The 22,420-nt window shown below is 61.4% G+C and carries 26 protein-coding genes, 1 tRNA gene and 1 pseudogene; 5 read left to right on the top strand and 23 right to left on the bottom strand.

Going from position 1 to position 22,420, the window contains the following annotated elements:
• Positions 1-218: pseudogene (locus VSX56_RS09070) on the top strand (transposase); the annotation flags it as partial.
• A gap of 39 nt (positions 219-257) precedes the next feature.
• Here VSX56_RS09070 and VSX56_RS09065 read toward each other — a convergent pair.
• From VSX56_RS09065 to VSX56_RS09055, 3 genes are all read right to left on the bottom strand, one after another.
• A complete protein-coding gene (locus tag VSX56_RS09065; RefSeq protein WP_350936529.1) occupies positions 258-563 on the bottom strand; it encodes a hypothetical protein in 306 nt (101 codons plus the stop codon).
• Positions 560-922, bottom strand: a complete 363-nt coding sequence (locus tag VSX56_RS09060; RefSeq protein ID WP_339114094.1) for a helix-turn-helix transcriptional regulator — start codon at positions 920-922, stop codon at positions 560-562. The genes VSX56_RS09065 and VSX56_RS09060 overlap by 4 nt, the downstream gene beginning before the upstream one ends.
• A 213-nt stretch (positions 923-1,135) precedes the next feature.
• Positions 1,136-1,225 (bottom strand) — tRNA-Ser (locus tag VSX56_RS09055).
• Positions 1,226-1,441: 216 nt separating this feature from the next.
• Here VSX56_RS09055 and VSX56_RS09050 point away from each other — a divergent pair.
• From VSX56_RS09050 to VSX56_RS09040, 3 genes are read left to right on the top strand one after another with little or no spacing between them, the layout of a single operon-like run.
• On the top strand, positions 1,442-2,455 hold the full coding sequence (locus tag VSX56_RS09050) for a TRAP transporter substrate-binding protein (protein WP_350936526.1): 1,014 nt from the start codon (positions 1,442-1,444) through the stop codon (positions 2,453-2,455).
• Between the two features lie 3 nt (positions 2,456-2,458).
• Positions 2,459-3,001: a TRAP transporter small permease gene (locus VSX56_RS09045; protein WP_339114096.1), complete on the top strand. Its 543-nt coding sequence runs from the start codon at positions 2,459-2,461 to the stop codon at positions 2,999-3,001.
• Positions 3,001-4,281, top strand: a complete 1,281-nt coding sequence (locus VSX56_RS09040) for a TRAP transporter large permease (protein WP_339114097.1) — start codon at positions 3,001-3,003, stop codon at positions 4,279-4,281. Before VSX56_RS09045 ends, VSX56_RS09040 begins: the two co-directional genes overlap by 1 nt.
• On the opposite strand, the gene VSX56_RS09035 is transcribed toward VSX56_RS09040, so the two are convergent.
• The 16 genes from VSX56_RS09035 to VSX56_RS08960 all read right to left on the bottom strand — a co-directional run bounded on the left by VSX56_RS09035 (position 4,282) and on the right by VSX56_RS08960 (position 16,064).
• The gene (locus tag VSX56_RS09035) at positions 4,282-4,887 is read right to left on the bottom strand and encodes an exopolysaccharide biosynthesis protein (RefSeq protein WP_339114098.1); all 606 of its coding nucleotides are present in this window, start codon (positions 4,885-4,887) and stop codon (positions 4,282-4,284) included. It lies immediately after the preceding gene.
• A gap of 60 nt (positions 4,888-4,947) precedes the next feature.
• Positions 4,948-6,480: a succinyl-CoA:acetate CoA-transferase ScpC gene (gene scpC, locus VSX56_RS09030; protein ID WP_350936523.1), complete on the bottom strand. Its 1,533-nt coding sequence runs from the start codon at positions 6,478-6,480 to the stop codon at positions 4,948-4,950.
• Positions 6,481-7,078: 598 nt separating this feature from the next.
• Positions 7,079-7,888 carry a division plane positioning ATPase MipZ gene (locus tag VSX56_RS09025; protein WP_339114100.1) on the bottom strand — a complete coding sequence of 270 codons (810 nt, stop codon included), beginning with the start codon at positions 7,886-7,888 and terminating at the stop codon, positions 7,079-7,081.
• 225 nt (positions 7,889-8,113) lie between these two features.
• Positions 8,114-8,335, bottom strand: a complete 222-nt coding sequence (gene rpmE / locus VSX56_RS09020) for a 50S ribosomal protein L31 (RefSeq protein ID WP_339114101.1) — start codon at positions 8,333-8,335, stop codon at positions 8,114-8,116.
• 11 nt (positions 8,336-8,346) lie between these two features.
• The gene (gene rplS / locus VSX56_RS09015; protein ID WP_339114102.1) at positions 8,347-8,721 is read right to left on the bottom strand and encodes a 50S ribosomal protein L19; all 375 of its coding nucleotides are present in this window, start codon (positions 8,719-8,721) and stop codon (positions 8,347-8,349) included.
• Positions 8,722-8,994: 273 nt separating this feature from the next.
• Positions 8,995-9,591: an HAD family hydrolase gene (locus VSX56_RS09010; protein ID WP_350936520.1), complete on the bottom strand. Its 597-nt coding sequence runs from the start codon at positions 9,589-9,591 to the stop codon at positions 8,995-8,997.
• A 3-nt stretch (positions 9,592-9,594) separates the two neighbouring features.
• On the bottom strand, positions 9,595-10,464 hold the full coding sequence (gene trmD, locus VSX56_RS09005; RefSeq protein WP_339114456.1) for a tRNA (guanosine(37)-N1)-methyltransferase TrmD: 870 nt from the start codon (positions 10,462-10,464) through the stop codon (positions 9,595-9,597).
• Between the two features lie 61 nt (positions 10,465-10,525).
• A complete protein-coding gene (gene rimM / locus VSX56_RS09000) occupies positions 10,526-11,026 on the bottom strand; it encodes a ribosome maturation factor RimM (protein WP_339108363.1) in 501 nt (166 codons plus the stop codon).
• A 4-nt stretch (positions 11,027-11,030) separates the two neighbouring features.
• Entirely contained in the window at positions 11,031-11,672 is a 642-nt protein-coding gene (gene bluB, locus VSX56_RS08995) for a 5,6-dimethylbenzimidazole synthase (protein ID WP_339114104.1), read from the bottom strand.
• Between the two features lie 2 nt (positions 11,673-11,674).
• Complete coding sequence (gene rpsP, locus VSX56_RS08990; RefSeq protein WP_339114105.1) at positions 11,675-12,037, bottom strand: 30S ribosomal protein S16; 363 nt, start codon at positions 12,035-12,037, stop codon at positions 11,675-11,677.
• Between the two features lie 48 nt (positions 12,038-12,085).
• Positions 12,086-12,382, bottom strand: coding sequence for a chorismate mutase (locus VSX56_RS08985; protein ID WP_339114106.1), 297 nt, complete (start codon positions 12,380-12,382; stop codon positions 12,086-12,088).
• Positions 12,379-12,915: a GNAT family N-acetyltransferase gene (locus VSX56_RS08980; RefSeq protein ID WP_339114107.1), complete on the bottom strand. Its 537-nt coding sequence runs from the start codon at positions 12,913-12,915 to the stop codon at positions 12,379-12,381. Before VSX56_RS08980 ends, VSX56_RS08985 begins: the two co-directional genes overlap by 4 nt.
• Positions 12,912-13,424: a GNAT family N-acetyltransferase gene (locus VSX56_RS08975; RefSeq protein ID WP_339114108.1), complete on the bottom strand. Its 513-nt coding sequence runs from the start codon at positions 13,422-13,424 to the stop codon at positions 12,912-12,914. The genes VSX56_RS08980 and VSX56_RS08975 overlap by 4 nt, the downstream gene beginning before the upstream one ends.
• Positions 13,424-14,920 (bottom strand): signal recognition particle protein, encoded by a 1,497-nt coding sequence (gene ffh / locus VSX56_RS08970; protein WP_350936516.1) that lies wholly within the window; start codon positions 14,918-14,920, stop codon positions 13,424-13,426. The genes VSX56_RS08975 and ffh overlap by 1 nt, the downstream gene beginning before the upstream one ends.
• 168 nt (positions 14,921-15,088) lie before the next feature.
• Positions 15,089-15,424 (bottom strand): antibiotic biosynthesis monooxygenase family protein, encoded by a 336-nt coding sequence (locus tag VSX56_RS08965; RefSeq protein ID WP_339114110.1) that lies wholly within the window; start codon positions 15,422-15,424, stop codon positions 15,089-15,091.
• Positions 15,425-15,494: 70 nt separating this feature from the next.
• Positions 15,495-16,064: an FMN-dependent NADH-azoreductase gene (locus VSX56_RS08960; RefSeq protein WP_339114111.1), complete on the bottom strand. Its 570-nt coding sequence runs from the start codon at positions 16,062-16,064 to the stop codon at positions 15,495-15,497.
• Positions 16,065-16,178: 114 nt separating this feature from the next.
• Here VSX56_RS08960 and VSX56_RS08955 point away from each other — a divergent pair, with 114 nt between their 5' ends.
• Entirely contained in the window at positions 16,179-17,063 is an 885-nt protein-coding gene (locus tag VSX56_RS08955) for a LysR family transcriptional regulator (protein WP_339114112.1), read from the top strand.
• 73 nt (positions 17,064-17,136) lie between these two features.
• On the opposite strand, the gene VSX56_RS08950 is transcribed toward VSX56_RS08955, so the two are convergent.
• The 4 genes from VSX56_RS08950 to VSX56_RS08935 are packed head-to-tail and all read right to left on the bottom strand — an operon-like array spanning position 17,137 to position 22,021.
• Positions 17,137-18,393, bottom strand: coding sequence for an OpgC family protein (locus VSX56_RS08950; RefSeq protein WP_350936513.1), 1,257 nt, complete (start codon positions 18,391-18,393; stop codon positions 17,137-17,139).
• The gene (gene mdoH, locus VSX56_RS08945) at positions 18,386-20,167 is read right to left on the bottom strand and encodes a glucans biosynthesis glucosyltransferase MdoH (protein ID WP_350936511.1); all 1,782 of its coding nucleotides are present in this window, start codon (positions 20,165-20,167) and stop codon (positions 18,386-18,388) included. Before mdoH ends, VSX56_RS08950 begins: the two co-directional genes overlap by 8 nt.
• Positions 20,168-20,189: 22 nt before the next feature.
• Positions 20,190-20,381 (bottom strand): hypothetical protein, encoded by a 192-nt coding sequence (locus tag VSX56_RS08940; RefSeq protein ID WP_350936509.1) that lies wholly within the window; start codon positions 20,379-20,381, stop codon positions 20,190-20,192.
• Positions 20,378-22,021 (bottom strand): OpgD/OpgG family glucan biosynthesis protein, encoded by a 1,644-nt coding sequence (locus VSX56_RS08935; RefSeq protein WP_339114116.1) that lies wholly within the window; start codon positions 22,019-22,021, stop codon positions 20,378-20,380. The genes VSX56_RS08940 and VSX56_RS08935 overlap by 4 nt, the downstream gene beginning before the upstream one ends.
• Between the last annotated feature and the right edge of the window lie 399 nt (positions 22,022-22,420).

The following is a 22,420-nucleotide window of genomic DNA, read 5'->3' as shown; positions in this document are numbered from 1 at the left end:
AAATCCGATTGAGCGCCTAAACGGCGAGATCAAGCGCCGCACGGACGTGGTCGGGATCTTTCCTAATGAGGCTTCGATCCGCCGCCTCATAGGTCGCGATCCTGATGGAGCAGACCGAAGCATGGACCGTCCAGCGCGGTCGATACATGACACTGGAAACGCTGGCGCCAATCTGCGATGATGTCGTGGTCAGCTTGCCTGCAGCGCAGCGCGACTGATCAGCTCGGCCCGCCAGTCAGCACGAGGCCCGCTATGAGCTACACCATCAGTTGGGACACGATCAGAAAGCGGAGCGTCGAGAGGTCAGGGAAGACACGGGCCTTGCAGCTCATGCACTTGAATTTGCCGCGCCGGAGCGGTGTCTTGATCCCAGCGCGCTCCTGATGGAAGCGCGCGAGCTCCGCGCCACGAAAAATGCGCGGTTGATTTGCATCAGGGGGGAGTAGGCCGCTGGCGATCGAATTTCCCAACGTGTTGCGACAGATACTGTAGAGCGAGACCACCTGCTCGACGCTGTAAACGCGATCAAGCTTCGGGCGGATACTGGTATAGTTGCGGCTCATTGCTTGCGCTCCTGTGCCCGCAGGAGATCATGCGCATCGAGATCCGTAATTGCCCAGCGGGTCATGCCGGACCCAAACCGGTAGGGCTGCGGAAATTTATCGATCTTGAGCCAGCGGCAGATGGTCCGCACGGAAACCGAATAGCGCTGGGCCACTTCACCCACGGAGATAAAGCGCGGGCTCGCTTCGGCCACAGGGAGAGCAGCGTTGGCTTGCTTTCGGGTTTCTTGCGGTGCGGAAGGCGTGATGTGCCGCGATTTGGCACCTGCTACAGCGCTAGGCTGGGGCGTGGCACGAGACGGCTCTTTCGCGCGAGTTGGAGTAGGGAAAAGGCTGAATTGGTAGGTGTCATAAGACATGACGACGCCCCTATTAAGGTAGGCGCTCGGTCACATCTTGTGTCCAAGGGATTGGCCGATTCTGAGGGCATCGTGCCACATGAGTTCGACTGATCCTCATCAAAACGATCTGAAAGGATATGGCCAGTGGAGATTTATCGTAAATATTGTGGGGCGCCGGTAGGGATAATCGCAGATTTAATTCAATTAAATCATATTCTTGTGCTGACTTGTTGGCGGATGGGGTGGGATTCGAACCCACGGTACGGTTCCCCGCACGCTAGTTTTCAAGACTAGAGCCTTAAACCACTCGGCCACCCATCCGCAGCGCTCAAGCGAAGCCGCATGCGCCTGAGCGGGTCTAATCGGTTGCGGTGGGGCTGACAAGATCCTGACCGCGATGCGCCTGCATATTTTGCGGGCGCTTGTGGCAGGGAAGGCGCAACCTTCAAGAACTCGCGAGCGGATGCCTTCCATCTTGTGATCGGGCGGGCCTAATATCGGGAAAATTCGGAGCATAGTTACAGGAAGGTTCCGCCAATGACCCGTTTTGCTTTGTTGTCTTCTGCCGCATTCATGGCGCTCGCTTTGCCGGTCGCGGCGCAGACCACTCTGACCGTCGCCAACTGGCTTCCGCCCTCGCATCCGCTGGTCTCGGAGCTGATCGTGCCGATGACGCAGGCGATCGAGGAGGCGACCCATGGCGAGGTGAAAGCCACGCTCCTGCCGGCACCACTAGGGCCGCCCGCTGCGCATTTCGATTTCGCCGTCAATGGGGTGGCCGATATTACCTTCGGGGTGCAAGGCTATAATCCGGGCCGGTTCAAGACCACCAATATTGTCGAGCTGCCTTTCCTGGGCAATTCTGCCGAAGCGATCTCGGTTGCCTACTGGCGCACCTTCCACACCATGCTGCGGGATGCGGGCGAATATGATGATGTCCATGTGCTGGCCGTTTTCAGCCATGGTCCGGGTGAGGTTTTCCTGAAGGAGGGCGATGTCTCGGATGTGGATGTGCTCAAGGGGCGCAAGATCCGCGTAGGCGGGGGCATCGTGCATGAGGTGGTCTCGAAACTGGGTGCTGTGCCTGTCGAGGGACCGTCGTCCAAATCCTACGAGCTGTTGAGCCAGGGCGTGGCGGATGGCATCACCTTCCCCTATGAATCGGTGAATTTCTTCAAGCTGATTCCGCAGCTTGATAAGGCGATTGCCGTTGATGGCGGGCTGTATAACACCTCCTTCTATATCGTCATGAACAAGGCGAAATGGGAGGCGCTTTCGCCGGAAGTGCAGGACGAGATCAATTCGGTGACGGGTGAGGCACTGGCGCGCAAGGCGGGCCAGATGTGGGATGCCGCCGACGAGAAGGGCCGCGCGGCGATGGAAGGCAAGATCGCGATCACGCCCGCAACCGATGCGCAGATGGACGCATGGAAAACCGCACTGCAGCCCCTGGTGGATGCCAAGATCGAGGAGGCCTCCAGCACCGGTATCGACGGGCAGGCGGCCTATGAGTTCCTGACCTCCGAGATTGCCAAAGAAACGGCCGAGTAACCCGTGACCCGAGACAATTTTCCGCGCGTGCCCGAGACGGATCCGTCCTCGGGCCGCAAGGCGCCCGTGGTGCCGCGCAATGGCCCGCGGTTGGCGCTGGGACTATTATGCGGCGCGATGCTGCTGGCGATGATGGGGCTGACGGTGGTGGATGTCATCGGGCGCTATCTGTTCAACGCGCCGCTGATCGGGGCGACCGAACTGACCGAGATGCTGCTCTGTGCGGTAATCTTCCTCGGCCTGCCTGCGGTCTGTTTCGACCGTGACCATGTGACCGTAGATCTGGTGATCGACCGGCTGCCCGCATGGCTCCAGCCATGGCGCGAGCTGGCGGTGTCGGTCTTTTCGGTGGTGGTGCTGGGCGTGGTCTCGTGGCGGATCTGGGTCTATGCGGCGCAGAAAGCCAGCTATGGCGAGGCGACCAATTCGTTGCGCTTGCCGATTGCGCCTCTGGGCTATCTCTGCGCGCTGTGCTGTGCGGTGGGCGTGGTATTGACGCTTGTCGCCGCGCTCCGCCAGTTCCGTCTTCAGGTCAGGGGGCGGTGATGGAGCATTGGCCTGTCGGTCTGGCGATCCTTATCGCATTGTTGTTGGGCGGTGTGCCGATTGCCTTCGCGCTTGCGGGCGTGGGGCTTGTGGGCGTGGCCACGATCATCGGCTGGACGCCCGCGCTGTCGCTGATCGGCTCGGCGTTTTTCGACAACGGGCGCGATTACTCGCTCTCGGTGCTGCCGCTCTTCCTGATGATGGGCAATTTCGTGGTGCAATCGGGCATCGCGTCCGAACTCTACAATTCCGCCTATGCGTGGTTGCGCCACAAGAAGGGCGGGCTGGCAATGGCCACGGTGATCGCCTGCGGGGCATTTTCCTCCGTCTGCGGCTCGTCCATGGCCACAGCAGCCACCATGACGCGGATCTCGCTGCCCTCGATGCGGCGTTTCGGCTATCCCGACCGGCTCTCGACGGCCTCCATTGCCGCCGGTGGCACGCTGGGTATTCTGATCCCGCCCTCGGTCATCTTGGTCTTTTACGGGATCATGACGCAGCAGGATATCGGCAAGCTGTTTCTGGCAGGCATCATTCCGGGGATCATCGGGATCATCGGCTATGCGCTGGCGGTGAAGATCTCGATCCGGATGCGCGGGATCGACCTTCCGGTCGAGGATAAACTGCCGCTGGGCGCCCGTATCCGCGCGCTCAAAGGCACGGCAGGGGCACTGGTGCTGTTTGTGTTCGTGATGGGCGGCATCTATCTGGGCGTCTTTACCCCCACCGAGAGCGCCGGGATGGGCGCGGCGGGGGCGCTGTTGCTGGTGATCGGGTCGGGCAAGTTCTCGTGGGGCGGGCTCGTCAACGTGCTCTATGACACGATGAAGACCACGGCGATGATGTTCTTCATCCTCTTCGGTGCGCTGAGTTTCACCAATTATGTCAACATGTCGGGTATGACGAGTGATATCCAGAGCTGGCTCTCGGTCTTTGGTGACAGCCCGATGGCGATGATCTTGGCCATTCTTGTGATCTATCTGGTGCTGGGCTGCATGCTTGAAGGGCTCTCGATGATCATGCTGACCGTCCCGGTCTTCTACCCGATCGTGGCAGCCCAAGGGTTCGACCTGATATGGTTCGGGATCTTTGTCGTGGTGATCACCGAGATCAGCTATATCACGCCGCCCGTGGGGATGAACGCCTTCGTCCTGCGCTCGGTGGTGCCGGATGTGGCCTTGGGCACGATCTTCCGCGGGCTGGTGCCCTTTGTGGCGATGGATATCGTGCGGATCGGGCTGATCATTGCTTTCCCCGCACTCGTGCTTTTGCTGACCTGATCAGACCACACCGCTGCTGATGGCCCAATAGCCCACACCCACGGCCATCCCGATAAAGCACAGTCCGATCAGGGCGATCAGCCCGTCGCGCACCAGCAAAGAGAGCGCCAGAAGGGTGACGGCCACGCCGAGGATCGACGAGCTGAAGGGCACCAGTTCGAGAAACGGCATGGCGGCCCCGCAGAGAAGGCAGGCCGCCTGCGTCACCCAGCGGAAGGGACGATGGGTGAAAAATCGTAGCCGTTCGCGGGTGTGGCTGTCCATCCACCGTGCCACGCCTTGCAGTTTGTCGGTGGCCTTGCGCAGTTTGTCGCCAGCGATATGACGGTTGGTCAGCAGACCCGGCAGCCAGAGATGGCGCCGCCCGAGCAGCATCTGCGCCGAGATCAGCGCGATCAGGATACCGCAGGCGCTGGAAAAGAGCGGGATGCCCGAAAGCGGGCTGACCACGAAGAGGGCAGGCACCAGAAGCACCGGCACGAAAGAGGCCCCGCCGAGCGAGCCCAGAATATCCTCGATCCGCAGCCTGTCCACGCCTTGGGCGCGGCTGTCGATGGTGCGGACGATATCGGTGACGGAATGATTGTTGTCGCTGGAGTGCTGCATAAAAATACCTCTGCGGGTGAACCCCGCAGAGGTGATCTGGTTCCAGTGAGAAGGGCTGCCTCAGGGCTTCATCGAGCCTGTATCGATGAATCGCTGGTGCCAGCTCAGCGCCTCATTCAGCAGATGCGGGCTCTGCTGCGCATAGCTGCCCTTTTTCGCACGCTCGTAATAATCGCGCAGCATAGGGCGGTAATGGGGATGGGCGCAGGTCTCGATGATCTTCTCGGCACGCTGTTTGGGCGAGAGCCCGCGCAGATCGGCCAGACCCTGTTCGGTCACAATCACCTGCACATCCTGATTGATATGGTCGGTATGGCTGACCATCGGCACGATGGCCGAGATCGCGCCACCTTTTGCCGTGGAGGGCGTCATGAAGATCGACACATAGGCATTGCGCGAGAAATCTCCCGAGCCGCCGATACCGTTCTGCATCTTCGAGCCCATGATCTGCGTCGAGTTGACGTTGCCATAAATATCCGCCTCGATCAGCCCGTTCATCGCGATACAGCCCAGACGACGCACAAGTTCGGGATTGTTCGAGATATCCTGCTGGCGCAGCAGCAGCTTGTCGCGGAAGAAGGCGGCGTTATCATTGAAATACTCGGCCTTTTCGGGCGAGAGCGAGAAGGCCGTGGCCGAGGCCATGCGCAAAGTGCCCGCCTCGAGCATGTCGAGCATCCCGTCCTGGATCACCTCGGTGAAGGCGGTCATATCCTCGAACGGCGTGTCGATCAGGCCGGCCATCACGGCATTGGGCACGTTGCCCACGCCCGATTGCAGCGGCAGGAGCGAATTGGGCAGGCCCGCGCGCTTTGCCTCCCATTTGAGGAAGTCCAGGATATGGCCCGCAATCGCATTGGCGGTGTCATCTGGCGGCGCGAAGGGGGCGTTGCGGTCGGGGCTGTCGGTCAGCACCACCGCCACCACCTTGGAAGGATCGACGTTGAAATAGGGCTGGCCGATCCGGTCGTCGGATTTCAGGATCGGGATCGGTTTGCGATGGGGCGGCAGGGCGGTGCCGTAGTAAATGTCGTGCATCCCGTCCAGCAGCTCGGTCTGCCAGCTGTTGACCTCGAGGATGATCTTGTCGGCCAGTTCGAGCCACGTCTTGTTGTTGCCGACGGAGGAGGACGGGATCAGCTGGCCGTCCTCGGTGATACCGGAGATCTCGATCACAGCGGTATCGAGCTTGCCCAGAAACCCTTCCCATGCCATCGGCGCAACCTGGCTCAGGTGGATGTCGAAATAGGACATCTGGCCGCTATTGATCTGCGCCCGCGCGATAGGGTCGGAGTTGAAGGGGAGGCGGAAGTCGATGCCATTGGCCTTGGCCAAGGCGCCATCCAGTTCGGGGCCGGTAGAGGCGCCGGTCCAAATGGACACTTTGAACTGCTCGCCGCGGGTATGGGCCGCTTCGATTCGGGCGGCCAGTGCCTGCGGCACGGCCTTGGGATAGCCCGAGCCGGTAAAGCCCGACATGCCGATGATGGCGCCCGGATCGATCAGGGCTGCGGCATCTTCGGCGGACATGATTTTCTGTTTGAAAACATCACTGCGAATGCGTGAAGAACTAACTTTTACATCAAAGCTCATTGGGGTCCTCCTCAGGTGCTACCTTCGGGCCGAATTGCAGCGGGGCTCCTCGGCACCCGCCCAGACCAGCGTTTGGTGGTAGCTTATCATAACCAGAGTTCCTTTATGCTCCGTGATTGTCCATAGTCTGGCAGCTATGCGCTGTATGCATATGTATACTATGCCTATGATAATTCTGAATCTTGCGGGACTTTGGCCTAGATGCCGGCACAGTTCCCCGCCGCCCCATATACGGTCCGGAGGGCGTGCCGTGCCTTGATCCTGTCATCTTCCAACCATGCTCCGCCTCGGTCGCACCATTCTTCGGACGCAAAGAAGCGTAGTAATTTATCTAATGATATTTTCGCGTTTAAGGCGAATCGCGTTACATTGAGCGGGGTTACTATAACAGGAGGATATCATGTCATCTGTATTCCGGTTGCCGTCCGTACTGTTCTTTTGTTCCGCGCGTCGTCACGACAGGGTCGATATGCGGCTGGCTGAGCTGGGGCTGCGGCGCCAACGCCGTCATAACTGCCCCATCTCGCCGTTTCGGGTCAATCAGCGGGTGCCGTTCGTGCCTCGGATCGTCTGATGGCGCGTGTGCCGCGGCAGGTGCTCAGAAATCAACCTCGACGCCCGGAAGGTTCAACTCCTTCAGGAGGTCGCGCAGCTCTTGCCGTGCCGCGATATTGGACATGTTCAGGTTCTCGACGCCCAGATCCTTCAGGTCGAGCAGGGTAATTCCACGCGGGAACAGCTCGCGGAAGATCACCCGCTCGGAGAAGCCCGGGGCAACGCGGAAACCGATCCGCTTGGACAGCTGCTCGAGCGCGGCCCCCACCTTGCGCTTGTTGTGCATCTGCTGTGCGCCCAGCCGGTTGCGCAGCACGATCCAGTCGATGGGTTTCATACCAGCGCGGGCCCGCAACTGGCGAGCGGACCAGACCATCTCGGAATAGATCGAGGGTCCGGTGACCTTCGAGGTGTTCGGATCGATCCGCGCCAGAAGGTCGAAATCGATGAAACTGTCATTGAGCGGCGTGATCAGCGTATCGGCCAGCGAATGCGCCACCTGACTGAGGCGCGTATGCGATCCGGGACAGTCGATCAGGATGAAATCACAGATATCCTCCAGCTCTGTCACGGCCGCCGAGAGCCGGTAGTCATAAGGGTTCTCGCCCGCGGGCAGGCTGGCCGGATCGATTTCGGGCAGCACGCGGTAATCCGGGCAGGGCAGGGTTACGCCTTCGCGGGCCATGAAGGCGCGGCGGTTCTCCACATACCGCCCCATTGACCTCTGGCGCAGGTCGAGGTCCAGCGCCCCCACGCGCCAGCCCATGCGCACAAGCGCGGTTGCCACATGCATGGAGGTGGTCGATTTTCCCGATCCGCCCTTTTCATTGCCAGTCACGATGATATGCGCCAACTTCGCCGTCCTCACGTCATCTTGTGGGTGATGTCTCTGCCGTGACTATAGGCAGTAAGGTGCTGCGGGGAAAGCGGTCACGCGCAGGAGAGCTGCCAAGCGCGAAGAGGCGCGGGCAACTGATGTGCGCTTACATCATCCCGCCCGTCTTTCCGGCCAGGACCGCTTGCCGAAATGCAAAAGGGCGCGCCGATGGCACGCCCTTCGTAAATACCGCAAGGGGGATTAGAAGCCCAGACCCGCGTATTTGTTCTTGAACTTCGACACGCGACCACCGGTGTCCATCAGGCGCGAGCTTGCACCGGTCCATGCCGGGTGCGAGGTCGGGTCGATATCGAGGGTCATGGTGTCGCCCTCTTTGCCCCAGGTCGTGCGGGTCTCGTAGGAGGTACCATCGGTCATCTTGATGGTGATGGTGTGGTAGTCGGGATGGATTTCCGCTTTCATCGAACCGCTCCTCAGGCTTTTTTGGGTTTGTAGTTGGTGTCTTCGGCGATACGGGCCGATTTACCGCGACGCGAACGCAGGTAGTACAGTTTCGCACGGCGCACACGACCACGACGGACGACTTCGATCGAGTCGATGTTGGTCGAGTAGAGCGGGAACACACGTTCCACGCCTTCGCCGAAGGAGATCTTGCGGACGGTGAACGACGCAGCCAGCGTTTCGCCGCCTTTGCGAGCGATGCAGACGCCTTCATACATCTGGACGCGCGAACGGGTGCCTTCGGTCACTTTGTAGCCAACGCGAACGGTGTCGCCGGCTTTGAAATCCGGAATGTCTTTGCCGAGGCCGGCGATTTGTTCCGCCTCGAGTTGAGCGATCAGGTTCATCGCATATCCTTTCATATACTCACGGTGTGTCCGTGAAGGTGGTTTCACGCCTCAGAGCTCCGGGTCTTCGCGGGTCCGCCTTCATGCGCCCACCGGAGGATACAGGACATCCTTTATGTACAGATCCGGATGCAGCTTTAGGGCGGTGAAGCCTTCGCCGCGCGGCAAACGAAAAAGGTCCGGTCACCGATTCCGGCACGGACCTGTGCGCTATAGGGCCAAATGCCGTCCCGATCAAGCGCGGAATAGCCTGTGTGGTAAAGCAAATGCGCCCTAATCGGCGTTTTCGACCAGTGTCACCAGATCACGATCGGGGCGCCAGTGGCAGGCTTTCCAGCCGGCCCGCCGCGCGGCGGTAACATTGGCGCGGGTATCATCGACCAGTAGCAGCCCGTCAAGCGGGCAGCCAACCTGCTGTGCCGCGAGGGAAAAGAACCCTGCTTCAGGTTTGCGCAGGCCCAGAGCGGCAGAATACACCATGCCGTCGACATGGTCTGCCAGGCCCTTGTCCTGCATCAGATAGCGTGCGCGGTGGTGCTCCTGGTTTGTGGCCAGATAGATCCGGCAGCCCCTGCGACGCAACGTGTCGCAGGCTGCCAGCACGACCTGATCCAGATATGTATCATGCGAAAACCAGTATTCCATGAAAGCGCGTGCATCAGGGCTGCGGGTCAGATGCGGTAGAACGGCCTCCAGCACCTCGTGCAAATCGGCCCGTCCCGTCACTATATCTTCCCAGTGCTGGCGGAACAGAAGCGCTTTGAGCCGATCGGGATGGATGCCCATATCCTGCGCCAACCCGTCGGTCCAAGCGCCGCCTTTGCGATGCGTCACGATGACCCCATCGACATCCAGCATCAGGCAGCGCATGGCTTAGTCCTTCCGATCAGCCTTCTTGCGTTTGGGCGCCTTGCGGGGCGTGTTGGCCAGATGGGCCTCCCACATATCGGGACGGCGCTCGGCGGTGATCTTCTCGCTCATCTCGCGGCGCCACGTCTCGATATGGCCGTGATGGCCCGACATCAGCACATCTGGGATGGCGCGGCCTTCCCATTCGGCGGGGCGGGTATATTGCGGATGCTCCAGAAGCCCGTTGGAGTGGCTCTCTTCCACAGCCGATTCGGCATTGCCCAAAACGCCCGGTAACAGGCGCACGGTCGCATCGATCATCGCTTGCGCCGGTAATTCGCCCCCCGTCAGAACGAAATCGCCCATCGAGACCTCCTTGATGCCGAAATGCTCCAGCACGCGCTCGTCCACACCTTCAAAGCGACCGCAAAGAATGGTCATCCCGTCGGCCGCCGCAAAGCGCCGCGCCATGGCCTGATCAAACCGCTTGCCGCGCGGCGACATATAGACCACGGGCCAGTCGGCCTTCGGGTCCACCCCACGCGCGGCCTCCTTGAGGGCGGCACCTACCACATCGGGGCGCAGCACCATGCCCGCGCCGCCACCTGCGGGCGTGTCGTCGACATTACGGTGCTTACCCACGCCAAAGCGGCGCAGATCGATCGTATCAAGCCCCCATAGCCCCTGATCACGGGCCTTTCCGGTCAGCGATAGCCCCAGAACGCCCGGAAAAGCATCGGGGAAGAGCGTCACGATCTTGGCTTTCCACGCCCGCGCCAACTGCACCGGCTCGTCCATCAGGGACCGGATCTGGTGGCTCGCGCTGATCGACACCCGCCCATGCGAGCGGGTCGCGCGGGGCGGCGTATTCTCGGCCTGCGCATCAACGCCCATCAGGTTGCCAAGGCGCATCACGCCTTTTTTCGGGGTCTCTTCGGGAATATCACTCATTGTCTCAGACGTCTTCGGGCGGATCAGCCACGATACGGCCTGCGGTCAGGTCAACCGTGGGCACGACGGCCATGGTGAAGGGCAGGAGAAGCGGCTGGCTTTCGCCTGCGGTGGTGATCTCGAGGAAATCACCCGCGCCATAGTTCTGCACCGCCCGCACCGATCCGAGCACCGCGCCGCCGGTATCCACGACGGTCAGCCCGATCAGATCGGCATGGTAGAATTCGTCATCGGGAAGATGGGGCAGCATGTCGCGGTCCACCCAGAGCGAGACGCCCTTCAGCGCATCGGCCTCTTCCTTGGTCTCGACACCGCTCAGATAGGCGCCGATGCCGCCCTTGATCGCGCGCAGATCGGTAAGATCGAAGGCGCGTTTGCCATCCTCGGTATAAAGTGGCGCGTAATCGGCAATGGCCAGCGGGTCGGCGCAGAAGCTCTTCAGCCGCACCTCGCCCTTGACGCCGAAAGCCCCTGCAATTGCGCCCACACAGGTCCGTTCCGTCATTGCCTCATCTCCGTTCCAATCGGGCCAGCCCCTCGCGGGCCTCCCAGCCGAGCTGTTCCAGCTCGGGCGTAGGCTGCGCCTGTTCAGGCCAGCCGATACATAGATAACCGATCAATTTCCAGCTGTCAGGCACATCGAGCGATTTCGCCAGTGCCTCGGGGTCCAGAATCGAGACCCAGCCCATGCCCACACCCTCGGCACGCAGGGCAAGCCACATCATGGTCATGGCCGCAACCACCGAATAGGCGCGCATCTCCGGCATCGAACGGGCTCCCAGACGGGCGCCTTTGGTCGTGGCATCATCGCAGAACACCGCCAGCTGCACCGGCGCCTTCTGCATGCCCGAAAGCTTCAGCCCCGCGTAGAGCGTGGCGCGGTCGATATCGCCACCCGCGCGATAAGCGGCCAGTGCCTCGGCATTGGCGCTCTGGAAATTGGAAAGCGCCGCAGCACGGGCCGCGGCGCTTTCGACATTGACCACGCGCCACGGTTCGGACAGGCCGACCGAGGGCGCGAGGGCGAAAGCGTCCAGACCCCGTGCAAGGATATCGTCCGGCACCGGATCGGTGCGGAAGCGGCGCACATCGCGCCGCCACGCCATCAACCGGTGCAGATCCTCGCGGAACTCGGGGCTGAACGCGTCCAAGATCAGGCCTCGGATGCCTCTGCAGCAGCAGCGGCTTTCTCGGCTTTTTCTTTTGCACGCTCTTGGGCTTTCTTGCCCGGCTCTGCTTTCTTCATGTTCTTACGCTCGGTTTTGGCAACAACGCCGGCGTTTTCGAGGAAGCGGGCAACGCGGTCGGTTGGCTGCGCGCCTTTGCTCAGCCAGTACTGAACGCGCTCCATGTCCATTTTCACGCGCTCTTCGCTGTCTTTTGCCAGCAGCGGGTTGTAGGTGCCGAGCTTCTCGAGGAAGCGGCCGTCACGCGGCATGCGCGAGTCGGAAGCAACGATTGCGTAGAAGGGGCGCTTTTTGGAACCACCGCGTGCGAGACGGATTTTCATAGCCATGGGTTGATCTCCTTTGAATGGCTGGTATCGGACCTGTTTCGGGGTCCGTTACTTTTGGAACTGCTCGTGATGCCGGATGACTTCCGAGATCACGAAATTCAGGAATTTCTTTGCGAATTCCGGGTCGAGACCGCTGTCGTCGGCCAGTTTTTCCAGACGTGCGATCTGGGTCTTCTCCCGGTCGGGATCCGAGGGAGGAAGGTCGTGTTCCGCTTTGAGCTTGCCGACCGCCTGGGTCTGGGCAAAGCGCTCGGCGAGCGTATAGATCATCACCGCATCCAGACGGTCGATACTGTCGCGATGCTCTTTCAGAAGCTCCGCGGCGCGGGCGGTTGCATCACTCATGCAAGGTCCTCCGGCTTGGGATGGCGGTAAACGAGGCAGGTCTTGCCTGCGGGGCCTTGGGCGGTCGCATCAATCGTGCAGCCAAGCCGTTCGGCCAGGGTGATCGAGCGGGCATTGGCGGGGGCGATATAGCTCACCACGCTGTTCCAGCCCAGATCGGTATAAAGATGGCGACGCACTATCTGCGCGGCCTCGGCGGCAAACCCTTTGCCCTCATGGGCATTGTCCCAGATCTGCCACAAGATCTCGGGTTCGGGCCAGCCATGCGGTTGCCACGGGCCCACGAGCCCCAGCCCACGATCGCTTGCGTGGGTGGTTAGCACGAACGGGCCCCAGCCCTTCATGACCCAATGGCCGATCACGGCAGCCCATGCGCGCCAGACAAGCCCTTCGTCGAAGCTCTCCGAGACGCGGATGAAGCTCGGACGGTCCGTTTTGTGGAAGGCCAGCCAATGGGCGTAATCATGGGCGGCGGGCGCGCGCAGCACGAGGCGCGCGCTATGCAGCACGGGGGTGGGGGACAGCGCGATCATGCCTGACCTCCCATCGGATGGCGGTAAACCAGCTGCCCCGGCACGGCAGGCAGCGCATCACGGTCAAGCGTGGCGCCGATCCGCTCGGCCAGCGCGACCGAACGGGCATTGCCCGGCGTGATATAGCTCACCAGAGGGCGTTTCCAGTGCAGCTCGAGCGCCGCGAAATCGCGCATCTTGCGCGCGGCTTCGGTCATATAGCCCTGACCTTCGAAGCCCGTGAACGCGATCCAGCCCAGTTCACGCTCGGGAAAATGCGGCAGATCGTTCAGCGCCACCTGACCCACGACCTGACGGTCGGATTTGCGCACCACGGCTAGCGCGCCGCAGCCCTTGAGCGCCCATTGCGCCACATCGGAAGCAAAATGGAACCACGCCGCCTTCACATCATGAGGCCCGCCCATATAGGCCGCCCGCGCAGATTTCATCACCTCCGCAAAAGCGGGGAAATCCGACATGTCATGCGGACGTAGCGTCAGGCGCTCTGTATGAAGGACGGGCGCGACCATTATTTCTTCTTACCAAAGCCTCCGAGGCCACCGAGGCCGCCCATGCCACCCAGACCGGGCATGTTCTTGGGCAGGGACTGGCCCAGCATCTTGGTGGCTTCTTCCATCTTGGCGGGATCCATCTCGCCCGCCGCCGGCAGACCGCCGAATTTGCCGGTCATCGCGGCCATCGCGCGTTTCAGGGCGCCGCCCTTCATCTTGCCGAGCTTCTTCATGGTGTCGCCCATCTGGCGCTGCATCTTCAGAAGCTTGTTCAGCTCGGCCACATCCATGCCGGCACCCTTGGCGATACGTTCCTTGCGCGAGGCTTTCAGCATCTCGGGCTTGGCGCGCTCTTCCTTGGTCATCGACTGGATCAGCGCGATCTGGCGACGGATCATCTTGTCGTCGAAGCCGGCGGATTCGGCCTGCTTGGCGATCTTGCCCATGCCCGGCATCATCGACATCACGCCCTGCATGCCGCCCATTTTCTGCATCTGCTCGAGCTGGGACTTGAGGTCGTTCATGTTGAAGAGGCCCTTCTGGAACCGCTTCATCATACGCTCGGCGGCCTCTTTCTCGAAGACCTCCTGCGCTTTTTCCACGAGGGCGACGATATCGCCCATGCCAAGGATACGGCCCGCCACACGCTCGGCCTCGAAAGTCTCGAGCGCTTCCATCTTCTCGCCCAGACCGACGAAGCGGATCGGCTTGCCGGTGGTCGCGCGCATCGACAGCGCCGCACCGCCGCGGCCATCGCCGTCCATACGGGTTAGGACCACGCCGGAGATGCCGACTTTTTCCTCGAATTCCTGCGCGACCTCGACGGCAACCTGACCGGTCAGCCCGTCGACCACCAGAAGCGTCTCGCGCGGGCTGGCGATGTCACGGACCTGCTGGACCTCGGACATCAGCACCTGATCGATATGCAGACGGCCCGCGGTATCGAGGATATAGACGTCATAGCCGCCCAGCATCGCCTGCTGCTTGGCACGTTTGGCAATCTGCACGGCAGATTCGCCCTGCACGATAGGCAGGGTATCGACGCCGATCTGGTTGCCCAGAATCGCCAGCTGTTCCATGGCCGCGGGGCGATAGATATCGAGCGAGGCCATCAGCACGCGTTTCTTCTCGCGCTCCTTCAGGCGGCGGGCGAGCTTGGCGGTGGTGGTGGTCTTGCCCGAGCCCTGCAGACCGACCATCAGGATCGGCGCAGGCGGGTTGTCGATCTTCAGCGCACCAGCTTCATCATCACCCGCAAGCATCGCGATCAGCTCGTCATGGACGATCTTCACGACCTGCTGGCCGGGGGTGATGGATTTGGTCACGGCCGCGCCGGTCGCCTTGGCCTCTACGGCCTTCACGAAGGAACGCACCACCGGCAGTGACACGTCGGCCTCGAGCAGGGCAGTGCGCACTTCACGCAGCGCGGTCTTCACGTCATCAGCGGACAATGCCCCCTGCTTGGTCAGCCGGTCGAACACACCGCCAAGGCGATCTGAAAGGCTCTCGAACATGGCTCCCTCCTTGCATAAGGGCATCAGACAAACGACAAGCGCACCAGTGGGCGCAACGCGCTGACTGGTGGCGATCCCCGCCGTGTGCGGGGACCGGAGGGCTAGTCCTCCGGGGAATCTTGGGTGACTTAGTCAAAAAAGGGTGCGGAGTCAACCGCGCAAGGCAGATTAGCGACCCTCAGGGCCCTCATAGTGGCGTTCGACCTGTGCGACCCTGAGCGTGTAATGGTCATACCAGCGGGCTTTGCCAAGCTTCTGTGCCATCAGATGGGTGGAAATCTGTTTCCAGCCCAACACCGCCTGCGCGTCGCGCCAGTAGCTGACAGTGATGCCATAGCCGCGGCTGTCACGCAGCGACTCGGCCCCGATATAGCCGGGCTGTTTGCTGGCCAGATCCGCCAGAAGCTCGGCCATTTCATGATAGCCCGCGGTTTCCGCCCCCAGTTGCGAGGAAAAGATCACCGCGTGATAGGGCGGGTCGGGCATCGGCGCAAAGGTCGACATGGGCGGTCCTTATGAAAAAGGCCCGCAGCGCGAAGCTACGGGCCTGTGATGCACGCTATGCGCGATGGTCTCAGGCGGCAAGGCCTTTGATCTGCTCTTCGGCTTTCGCGAGTGCTTCGGCTTCGCCCATGGCAACGCCCTCGGCGGAGATGAAGGTGACATCGGTCAGGCCGATGAAGGCCAGAACCTGCTTGAGATAGCTCGATGCAAGATCATAACCCGAGCCTTGCGGCACGCCGCCCGAGGCATAGGCCACGAAAACGCGTTTGGGGTTCACCAGACCTTCGGGGCCGGCTTCGGTGTAGCGGAAGGTTTCACCAACGCGGCAGATCATGTCGACCCATGCTTTCAGCGGGCCGGTGACGCCGAAGTTGTAGAGCGGCATGCCGATGACGATCTCGTCGGCGGCCTTGATCTCGGCGATCAGCTCGTCGGAGACTTTCAGCAGCTCTTTTTGCTCGGCCGTGCGGTTTTCGGCGGGGGTATAGGCCGCGCCGAGCCATGCGCCGTCGATCAGCGAAAGGGTGCTGGTGTCACGGGTGACGACATCGCCACCGAGTTTTTCGCAGATCATACCAGTCAGTTTGCGGGTGACGGAGGCGTCGCCCTTGATCGAGCTGTCGATGCGCAGAATGGACATTGGGATCTCCATAAAAGGAAAAGGGGAGGAATTTTTAGTCTGACGCAGGATTGCCCCTTGCCACCTCGAACTCAACTGGCATGATCGCACGAAGTTTGTTCGCGGGTGCACAGCATGAGTTTCGATAACTGGGATGAAATCAGAACGGCCTATCAGGTCGCGCGCGTGGGGACGGTGTCGGGGGCCGCAGAAGTGCTTGGTGTGCACCATGCTACGGTGATTCGCCATGTCGATGCGCTGGAGCACCGGCTGGGCACGAAGCTGTTCCAGCGCCATCCGCGCGGCTATACGCCCACCGAGGCCGGTCACCAGCTTCTGGCAGTAGGGCAGGCCACAGAAGACCAGTTCAGCCAGCTGGCCGCACGGATTGCGGGGGCGGGCGAGGAGGTCTCGGGCGAGTTGATCGTGACTTCGGTGCCCACGATTTCCACCCTGATTCTCCCCGCGCTCGAGCAGATGCTGGTGGATCATCCCAAATTGCAGCTGCGCTATCTGACCGACCAGCGCGTCTTCCGTCTGGAATATGGCGAGGCGCATGTGGCCATCCGTGCGGGCAACCGCCCGACCGAGCCCGATAACGTTGTCCAGCAGCTCTGCGCCAACCGCACGGGGCTCTATGCGGGCAAGAGCTATATCGAGCGTTTCGGAATGCCGACCGAGGATACGCTTGATCAGCACCGTTTCATCGGCCCTGAACAGCGCGACAGCCGTGCGCCTTTCTGGCGCTGGATGTCGAATGCGGTGCCCGATGAATGTGTGGTGTTCCGTGCCAATGACCACGAGAGCCAGTTGGCTGCGGTGCGTCAGGGGCTTGGTCTGGGCTTTGTGCCCTATAACGAGGGCTGCTCCGATAGCCGGATGGTCGAGGTTCTGCCGCCGCGCCCCGAATGGGAATCGGCTCTGTGGCTGGTAACCCATGTCGATTTGCACCGCACGGCGAAGGTGCAGGCGGTTCTCAAAGTGTTGAAAGATCTGATCGGCAGCCCACGTCCGATGTGACGCCGCTTGACAGGATCTGCCAAGGGAAAAGGCCACGGATCGCTCCGTGGCCTTTCTGCTTTAGCATTTCGCGTCAGTATTCGGCGCGGCGCGGGATCTCGGGCTGGACGACCGGAATGGTCGAGGGCAGCGAGAGCCGCGGCAGCGACAGGGCAGGGCCACTGGGACGGAGATCGCCTTGGGTCTCCTCGCGCGGGGCAGGGGCCTCGCGCTTGGCGGGTTTGCGGCGCATCCATTCCGAGACCCAGGCGATGGCGTAAAGCAGGCCCAGCCCGCCCAGCACCAGAACGCTATCCTGCACGAAGCCGCCCGGATGCACGACCTTGACCGCCTGTGCAAAGATCGCCAGCACGGTCCCGAAGGCAAAGATCTTCAGCCCGTTACGGCCCAGCAGGCGCAACGGCGCAGCCGCCTTCGATGCAGCGATCTGCGGCGCGAGGAACGGCATCGACAGGATATAGGCCAGTGCCAGCACATGCAGCAGACGCGGCAATGACAGGAAGGTCTTGTCGAAGGTCACGAGGAAGAAGGGCACGCCATGGTCCTTCAGACTGCCAAGCGCGGGGCCGAGATTTTGCAGCATCCAGGTGTTGTTGACCCAGATCGCCGAGAATACGAGCCAGAGAGCCGCGGTGATAACCACTGGCTTATGGACACCCAGAAACCGTTTGCCACTCCGCATCGCCGTGCCGGTCAGGATGCCGATACAGAAGATCAGCTGCCACGAGAGCGGATTGAAGAACCAGCCGCCCTCATAGGGGAAGTTGGGGAAGTTCAGGCGGAACATGCCCGCGCTTGCCCAGACCACCAGCGAGATCGCCAGAAGTTTCAACGGCGCAGTTTGCGACAGTCGGATCATGAACGGGGCCGCGATCATCAGCACCGCATACATCGGCAGGATGTTCACATAGCCTAACTGGTGCGTCAGGGAGGCCAGCCCGATGAGCCATTGCAACGGCTGGTCGGCCAATGGACCGAAAGCATTCATCTCCAGCAGCTTGTCACCACCGAAGAACAATGCGCCACCCGCGAAGATCGCGATGACCCAGAACGTGATCACCAGATGTGTCATATAGAGCGTCCACGAGCGGCCCCAGATCTTGCCGAAGCTCTGGCGGTTGAACCCGTCAGCCAGCTTCGGCCCGTAGGCCAGAGCGGCTGCAAGGCCGGACATGAAGACGAAGCCCTCGGCGGCATCGGAATGACCGAAATTGCGCGAGGTGAAATTCTCGTAGATCTGGTGGGGGATGTGATTGACGAAGATCATCGCCAGAGCGATGCCGCGGAAGAAATCCAGCCGCGGATCGCGCGCGGACCGAGTTTCAGGCATGTTGTTGTTCCTCTATGGTCGAGGCCTCCGGTTCAGCCGACCAATTGTTGAGAATCCGGTCATGCAGCTCCATGATCGGGGCGGCATGATATTCTGTAGGGGTGCCGAAGAGATTCCCCTTGGCTGTACGCGAGGTCACAGAGATGACGAAGGGCGCCAGAATCATCGGGATGCCAACAGGCGAAAGCCACCAGAACAGCCCCGGTGCATACATGAAAATCGCGCACATTCCAAGCGCGCCGATGAGCACGATCCACCACGATGCCTTGAGCCCGTCGCGCAGGCCCAGCGTGCCATCGCCACGGTTGTTGGTGGGCCAGCCACCATCCGCACCGAAGATCACTTGCAGCACCGAGCGGGTCGAGAACATCAAGAGGATCGGGGCATTGACCGAGCTGATCAGCAACTCGCAGACGGTGCCGGCAAGCGCGTTGAGCCCGCCCCCGAAACCGCGCGAGGTTCCGTCGGCCCATGAGCGCAGCGCGATCAGCAGTTTCGGTAGCAGCAGAAGGCCGATGATCCCGATGAACAGACCGATCGCTTTCGACGCCTCCGAAGGCGGGAAATAGGGGAAGGGCCAGTTGGGCTCGGGGAAGTAGTTGGGCGGAGCGACAAAGGCCATCGCGCCGACCGATGCAAGGATGAAGGCCAGCCAGAACAACGGCGAGATGTAGGCCATGATCCCTTGCGCGAAGACGAAACGCGACCACATCCGCAGGTCGGGCGCGTTGATGATACGCGTATGCTGGAGGTTGCCCTGACACCAGCGGCGGTCGCGTTTGGCGTGATCTACGATATTCTCGGGGCCTTCCTCGAAAGAGCCATCCAGATCGTCATCCAGACGGACGGTCCAGCCGCCGCGCGCCAGCAGCGCCGCCTCGACGTAGTCGTGGCTCATGACGTGGCCACCGAAAGGCGGCTTGCCGCGCAGGGTCGGCAGGCCGCAGCACTCGGCAAAGGCACGGGTGCGCACCATCGCGTTATGGCCCCAGAACGGACCGGTGCGCCCCTGCATCATCGCAAGGCCACGCGCGAATACGGGCGAGAAGAAGGCGGCGGAAAACTGCATCGCACGCCCGAAATAGGAGCGGGCACGGATGACCTTTGGCAGGGTCTGCAACAGGCCCAGCCGTGGATCGGCTTCCATTCGGCGGGCCATCTGCAGGATAGTTTCGCCTTCCATCAGGCTGTCGGCATCAAGGATCAGAGCGAAGTCATAGGCACCGCCCGAACGGGTGATGAAATCCTCGATATTGCCGGCTTTCTTGCCGGTGTTGTTTTCGCGGCGGCGGTAATAATACCGCCCCATTCCGTTACGTTCCTTGACGAGCTTGGCAAAGAGGAGTTCCTCGCGGCGCGCGGTCAGATCGTTACGGGTGTCGGAGAGAATGGCAAAATGCACTTCGGCCGAAGTGCCTGCCTTTGTCTGGGCGTCCTGCAGGGAGGCATCCATCGCGGCGAGGCGGGTAAAGGTATAGAGCGGGTCCTCGTTATAGACCGGCATCAGCACGACCGTGCGCCCCTTGATCGGGGCGCTCGGGTCATATTCGGGCGCTTTGGCGCGGGTGGTCAGCCCGATCAGGGCCTGAACGGCCCCCCAAGCCAGCCAGAGCGTGGAAATCAGGATAAGAACGGCACGAACGACGTCAAACGCGTCCAGACCGTCGGCCGAGCCAAACTGGAGGAACAGAACGAAGGCACCGCCGCCCGCCACGAGGCTCAGTGCAATGGCAATGCTGCGCAAAGCCCAGAGGAACAGGCGTCCGACGGTCATCTCGATTTCCTATATCCAGCGATCAGCTACGATGCGCACGCATCGGCTGCGGCAGAAGGGCCAGCAGCGCCTGCCAGATGCCCGCGCCTTCGCGCTCGAGCACCTGCACCGGCATTGCCATCGGCGCATCGGGTAGGGCGCAGGGGCCCATGATGAGGTCCTGCGGTTCAGTCGTCACGGCGTCCACCGCCGCGGGGGAGGTATTTACGGTCATGCTTTGATCCATTGGTAGGCCCATGTTTCAGATTGCTTGGAACCATAACCCTCAAGGTAGGCGGTAAGTTCCACTGTGGAGCCTTCTTCGGCTTCTACATCCATCACGAGGCGCCAAATGTCATGGCCAGGGATCTTGGAGAAGCTCTGGTTGGTGATAGACCCTCCGCTGATCGTGTTGACGACTTTCAGGTCCTCAACCTTCTCGGACGGAAGATTCGCGATACGCCCGCCTGTGAAGTCCACTACGAACTTCCGGGTCTTATCGTTGCTGCCCGCAACCCCGCCGGCACCGGCGAAGGTTTCCTTTACATGTGCGATGTCCTCGTTCGGATCAAGGGGCAGATCGCCCCAGCTGAGCCGATAGGAGAATTCCCGCTCCTGTCCCGCTTTGGCGCCATCCTTGGGCACCCAGAACGCGACGATATTGTCATTGGCCTCCGCCTCCGACGGGATCTCCACCAGACGGACCATGCCATCACCCCAATCGCTTGTGGGCTCGACCTTCAGGGAGGGGCGACGCTCGTAGCGGGCCCAAGCATCCTGATACTGTTCGAACTCGCGGTCGCGCTGGTAGAGGCCGAAGCTTTTCGGCGCGGTCTCGCTGAAATAGCTCGAGGCAAGCCGGTCGGGATTGGCCAGCGGACGCCAGACGCGCTCGCCATTGGCTTTCACGATCATCAGCCCGTCGCTGTCATGCACCTGCGGACGGAAATCGTCGAACCGGTCGCGCGAACGGTCGGCATAGAGGAACATCGAGGTCAGCGGGGCCACACCGAGCTGCTGCACATCCTTGCGCAGGAACAGCCGCGCGGTGACCTCCATCACGGTCGCATCGCCGGGCGTGATCACGAAACGGTAGGCACCGGTCAGCGAGGCGCTGTCCATCGCGGCGTAGACGGTCACGGTCCGCGCGTTTTCGGCAGGGCGTTCCACCCAGAAGCGGCGGAAGCGCGGGAATTCCTCTGCGACCGACAGGCCGGTATTGACGGCGAGGCCGCGGGCCGACAGGCCGTATTGCGAATTGCGCCCGAGCGCGCGGAAATAGGAGGCGCCCTGGAAGGCCACCAGCTCATCGAGCACATCGGGACGGTTGAGCGGATAATGCAGCCGGAAGCCAGCAACCCCGGGGAGTGGAGCATGTTCAGGCACGATCTCGCGGGCTTTACGCTCGTAGATGAAATCATCCGTCGAGAAGGTCATTGCCTGCGCCTGACCGTCCTTGATCTCGTAGATCAGCACCGGCTCGCGGAAGAGCCAGCCCATATGGAAGGCCTGAAGCGTGAATTGCGGGTGGTCGCCATCGGCAAAACGCGCGTGCTCCGGATTGAAGCGGATCATGCGATAAGCGTCATAGTCCAGTTCCGAGAGGAACCCGTCCACCTTTTGGGGGGCTACGGCATCCTGCTTGGCCGCCTCGCGCATCTCGATGGTCAGACTGTCGAAGCTGAAGGGCTTGGTCTCGGCGGCGGGGGGCAGTTCGGGCTGCGGGGCCTGCGTCTCTGCGGGGGCCTGCGTGGCCTCCTGCGCCCAGAGCGGACGACCGGCCAATACCCCACCCAGCATCGTGCCAGCGGCAAGATGGGCCATCACCTGACGGCGGTTCGGAGAACGATGTGCGGGCTTGCCGGTTTTAATCATGTATTATCCAGTAATCTCAGGAAGTTCCCTAGGATGCGAACCTCTTACGCCGAGGCATACTCTTGAACCAATATGATGTGCAATAGAGGTTGATATTCAATGTGCAGAACAGCAAAGCACTGTGCTTTGTTCCGCATAATTGCGCTTGTTTCTGTAGGGGTATGGCGAAAACCCGCCCAAAACTCGGGCGAAACCGAGGGGTTTTCTTGTTAACCACGTCATAAAGGTTAATTTCTGTCGGTTTCTGCGAATGACACCCTCGTGAGAGGCCCGTGTTCGATTCGCCCCGCTTGCCCTTGACATGAGGGGGTGGAATTCGCAGTTAAAGGTAACCTGATCAGTCACGTTGCCGGTCGTTCCACGCGCAGGCAGGCCGTGCGCGAAGCCTTGAACGGACCG

Source organism: Thioclava kandeliae (genome assembly GCF_040297545.1).
GTDB lineage: Bacteria > Pseudomonadota > Alphaproteobacteria > Rhodobacterales > Rhodobacteraceae > Thioclava > Thioclava kandeliae.
The sequence above is the reverse complement of the archived record's forward strand: the minus strand, read 5'-3'. Positions and strand labels throughout refer to the sequence as shown.

Bases quoted from the DNA above. Each gene is read 5' to 3' on its own strand.
- rpmE (WP_339114101.1), bottom strand. From the start codon at position 8,335: ATGAAAGCGGAAATCCATCCCGACTACCACACCATCACCATCAAGATG.
- VSX56_RS08975 (WP_339114108.1), bottom strand. From the start codon at position 13,424: ATGGTCGCGCCCGTCCTTCATACAGAGCGCCTGACGCTACGTCCGCAT.
- VSX56_RS08940 (WP_350936509.1), bottom strand. From the start codon at position 20,381: ATGACCGTAAATACCTCCCCCGCGGCGGTGGACGCCGTGACGACTGAA.
- VSX56_RS08985 (WP_339114106.1), bottom strand. From the start codon at position 12,382: ATGAGTGATGCAACCGCCCGCGCCGCGGAGCTTCTGAAAGAGCATCGC.
- VSX56_RS09035 (WP_339114098.1), bottom strand. From the start codon at position 4,887: ATGCAGCACTCCAGCGACAACAATCATTCCGTCACCGATATCGTCCGC.
- ffh (WP_350936516.1), bottom strand. From the start codon at position 14,920: ATGTTCGAGAGCCTTTCAGATCGCCTTGGCGGTGTGTTCGACCGGCTG.
- VSX56_RS08980 (WP_339114107.1), bottom strand. From the start codon at position 12,915: ATGATCGCGCTGTCCCCCACCCCCGTGCTGCATAGCGCGCGCCTCGTG.
- rplS (WP_339114102.1), bottom strand. From the start codon at position 8,721: ATGAACCTGATCGCTCAACTCGAGGCGGAACAAATCGCCGGCCTCGGC.
- VSX56_RS09010 (WP_350936520.1), bottom strand. From the start codon at position 9,591: ATGCGCTGCCTGATGCTGGATGTCGATGGGGTCATCGTGACGCATCGC.
- VSX56_RS08935 (WP_339114116.1), bottom strand. From the start codon at position 22,021: ATGATTAAAACCGGCAAGCCCGCACATCGTTCTCCGAACCGCCGTCAG.
- trmD (WP_339114456.1), bottom strand. From the start codon at position 10,464: ATGGGCGTTGATGCGCAGGCCGAGAATACGCCGCCCCGCGCGACCCGC.
- scpC (WP_350936523.1), bottom strand. From the start codon at position 6,480: ATGAGCTTTGATGTAAAAGTTAGTTCTTCACGCATTCGCAGTGATGTT.
- VSX56_RS09065 (WP_350936529.1), bottom strand. From the start codon at position 563: ATGAGCCGCAACTATACCAGTATCCGCCCGAAGCTTGATCGCGTTTAC.
- VSX56_RS09040 (WP_339114097.1), top strand. From the start codon at position 3,001: ATGGAGCATTGGCCTGTCGGTCTGGCGATCCTTATCGCATTGTTGTTG.
- VSX56_RS08965 (WP_339114110.1), bottom strand. From the start codon at position 15,424: ATGTCGACCTTTGCGCCGATGCCCGACCCGCCCTATCACGCGGTGATC.
- VSX56_RS09050 (WP_350936526.1), top strand. From the start codon at position 1,442: ATGACCCGTTTTGCTTTGTTGTCTTCTGCCGCATTCATGGCGCTCGCT.
- VSX56_RS08955 (WP_339114112.1), top strand. From the start codon at position 16,179: ATGAGTTTCGATAACTGGGATGAAATCAGAACGGCCTATCAGGTCGCG.
- rpsP (WP_339114105.1), bottom strand. From the start codon at position 12,037: ATGGCTATGAAAATCCGTCTCGCACGCGGTGGTTCCAAAAAGCGCCCC.
- mdoH (WP_350936511.1), bottom strand. From the start codon at position 20,167: ATGACCGTCGGACGCCTGTTCCTCTGGGCTTTGCGCAGCATTGCCATT.
- VSX56_RS09060 (WP_339114094.1), bottom strand. From the start codon at position 922: ATGTCTTATGACACCTACCAATTCAGCCTTTTCCCTACTCCAACTCGC.
- rimM (WP_339108363.1), bottom strand. From the start codon at position 11,026: ATGACGGAACGGACCTGTGTGGGCGCAATTGCAGGGGCTTTCGGCGTC.
- VSX56_RS08950 (WP_350936513.1), bottom strand. From the start codon at position 18,393: ATGCCTGAAACTCGGTCCGCGCGCGATCCGCGGCTGGATTTCTTCCGC.
- VSX56_RS08960 (WP_339114111.1), bottom strand. From the start codon at position 16,064: ATGTCCATTCTGCGCATCGACAGCTCGATCAAGGGCGACGCCTCCGTC.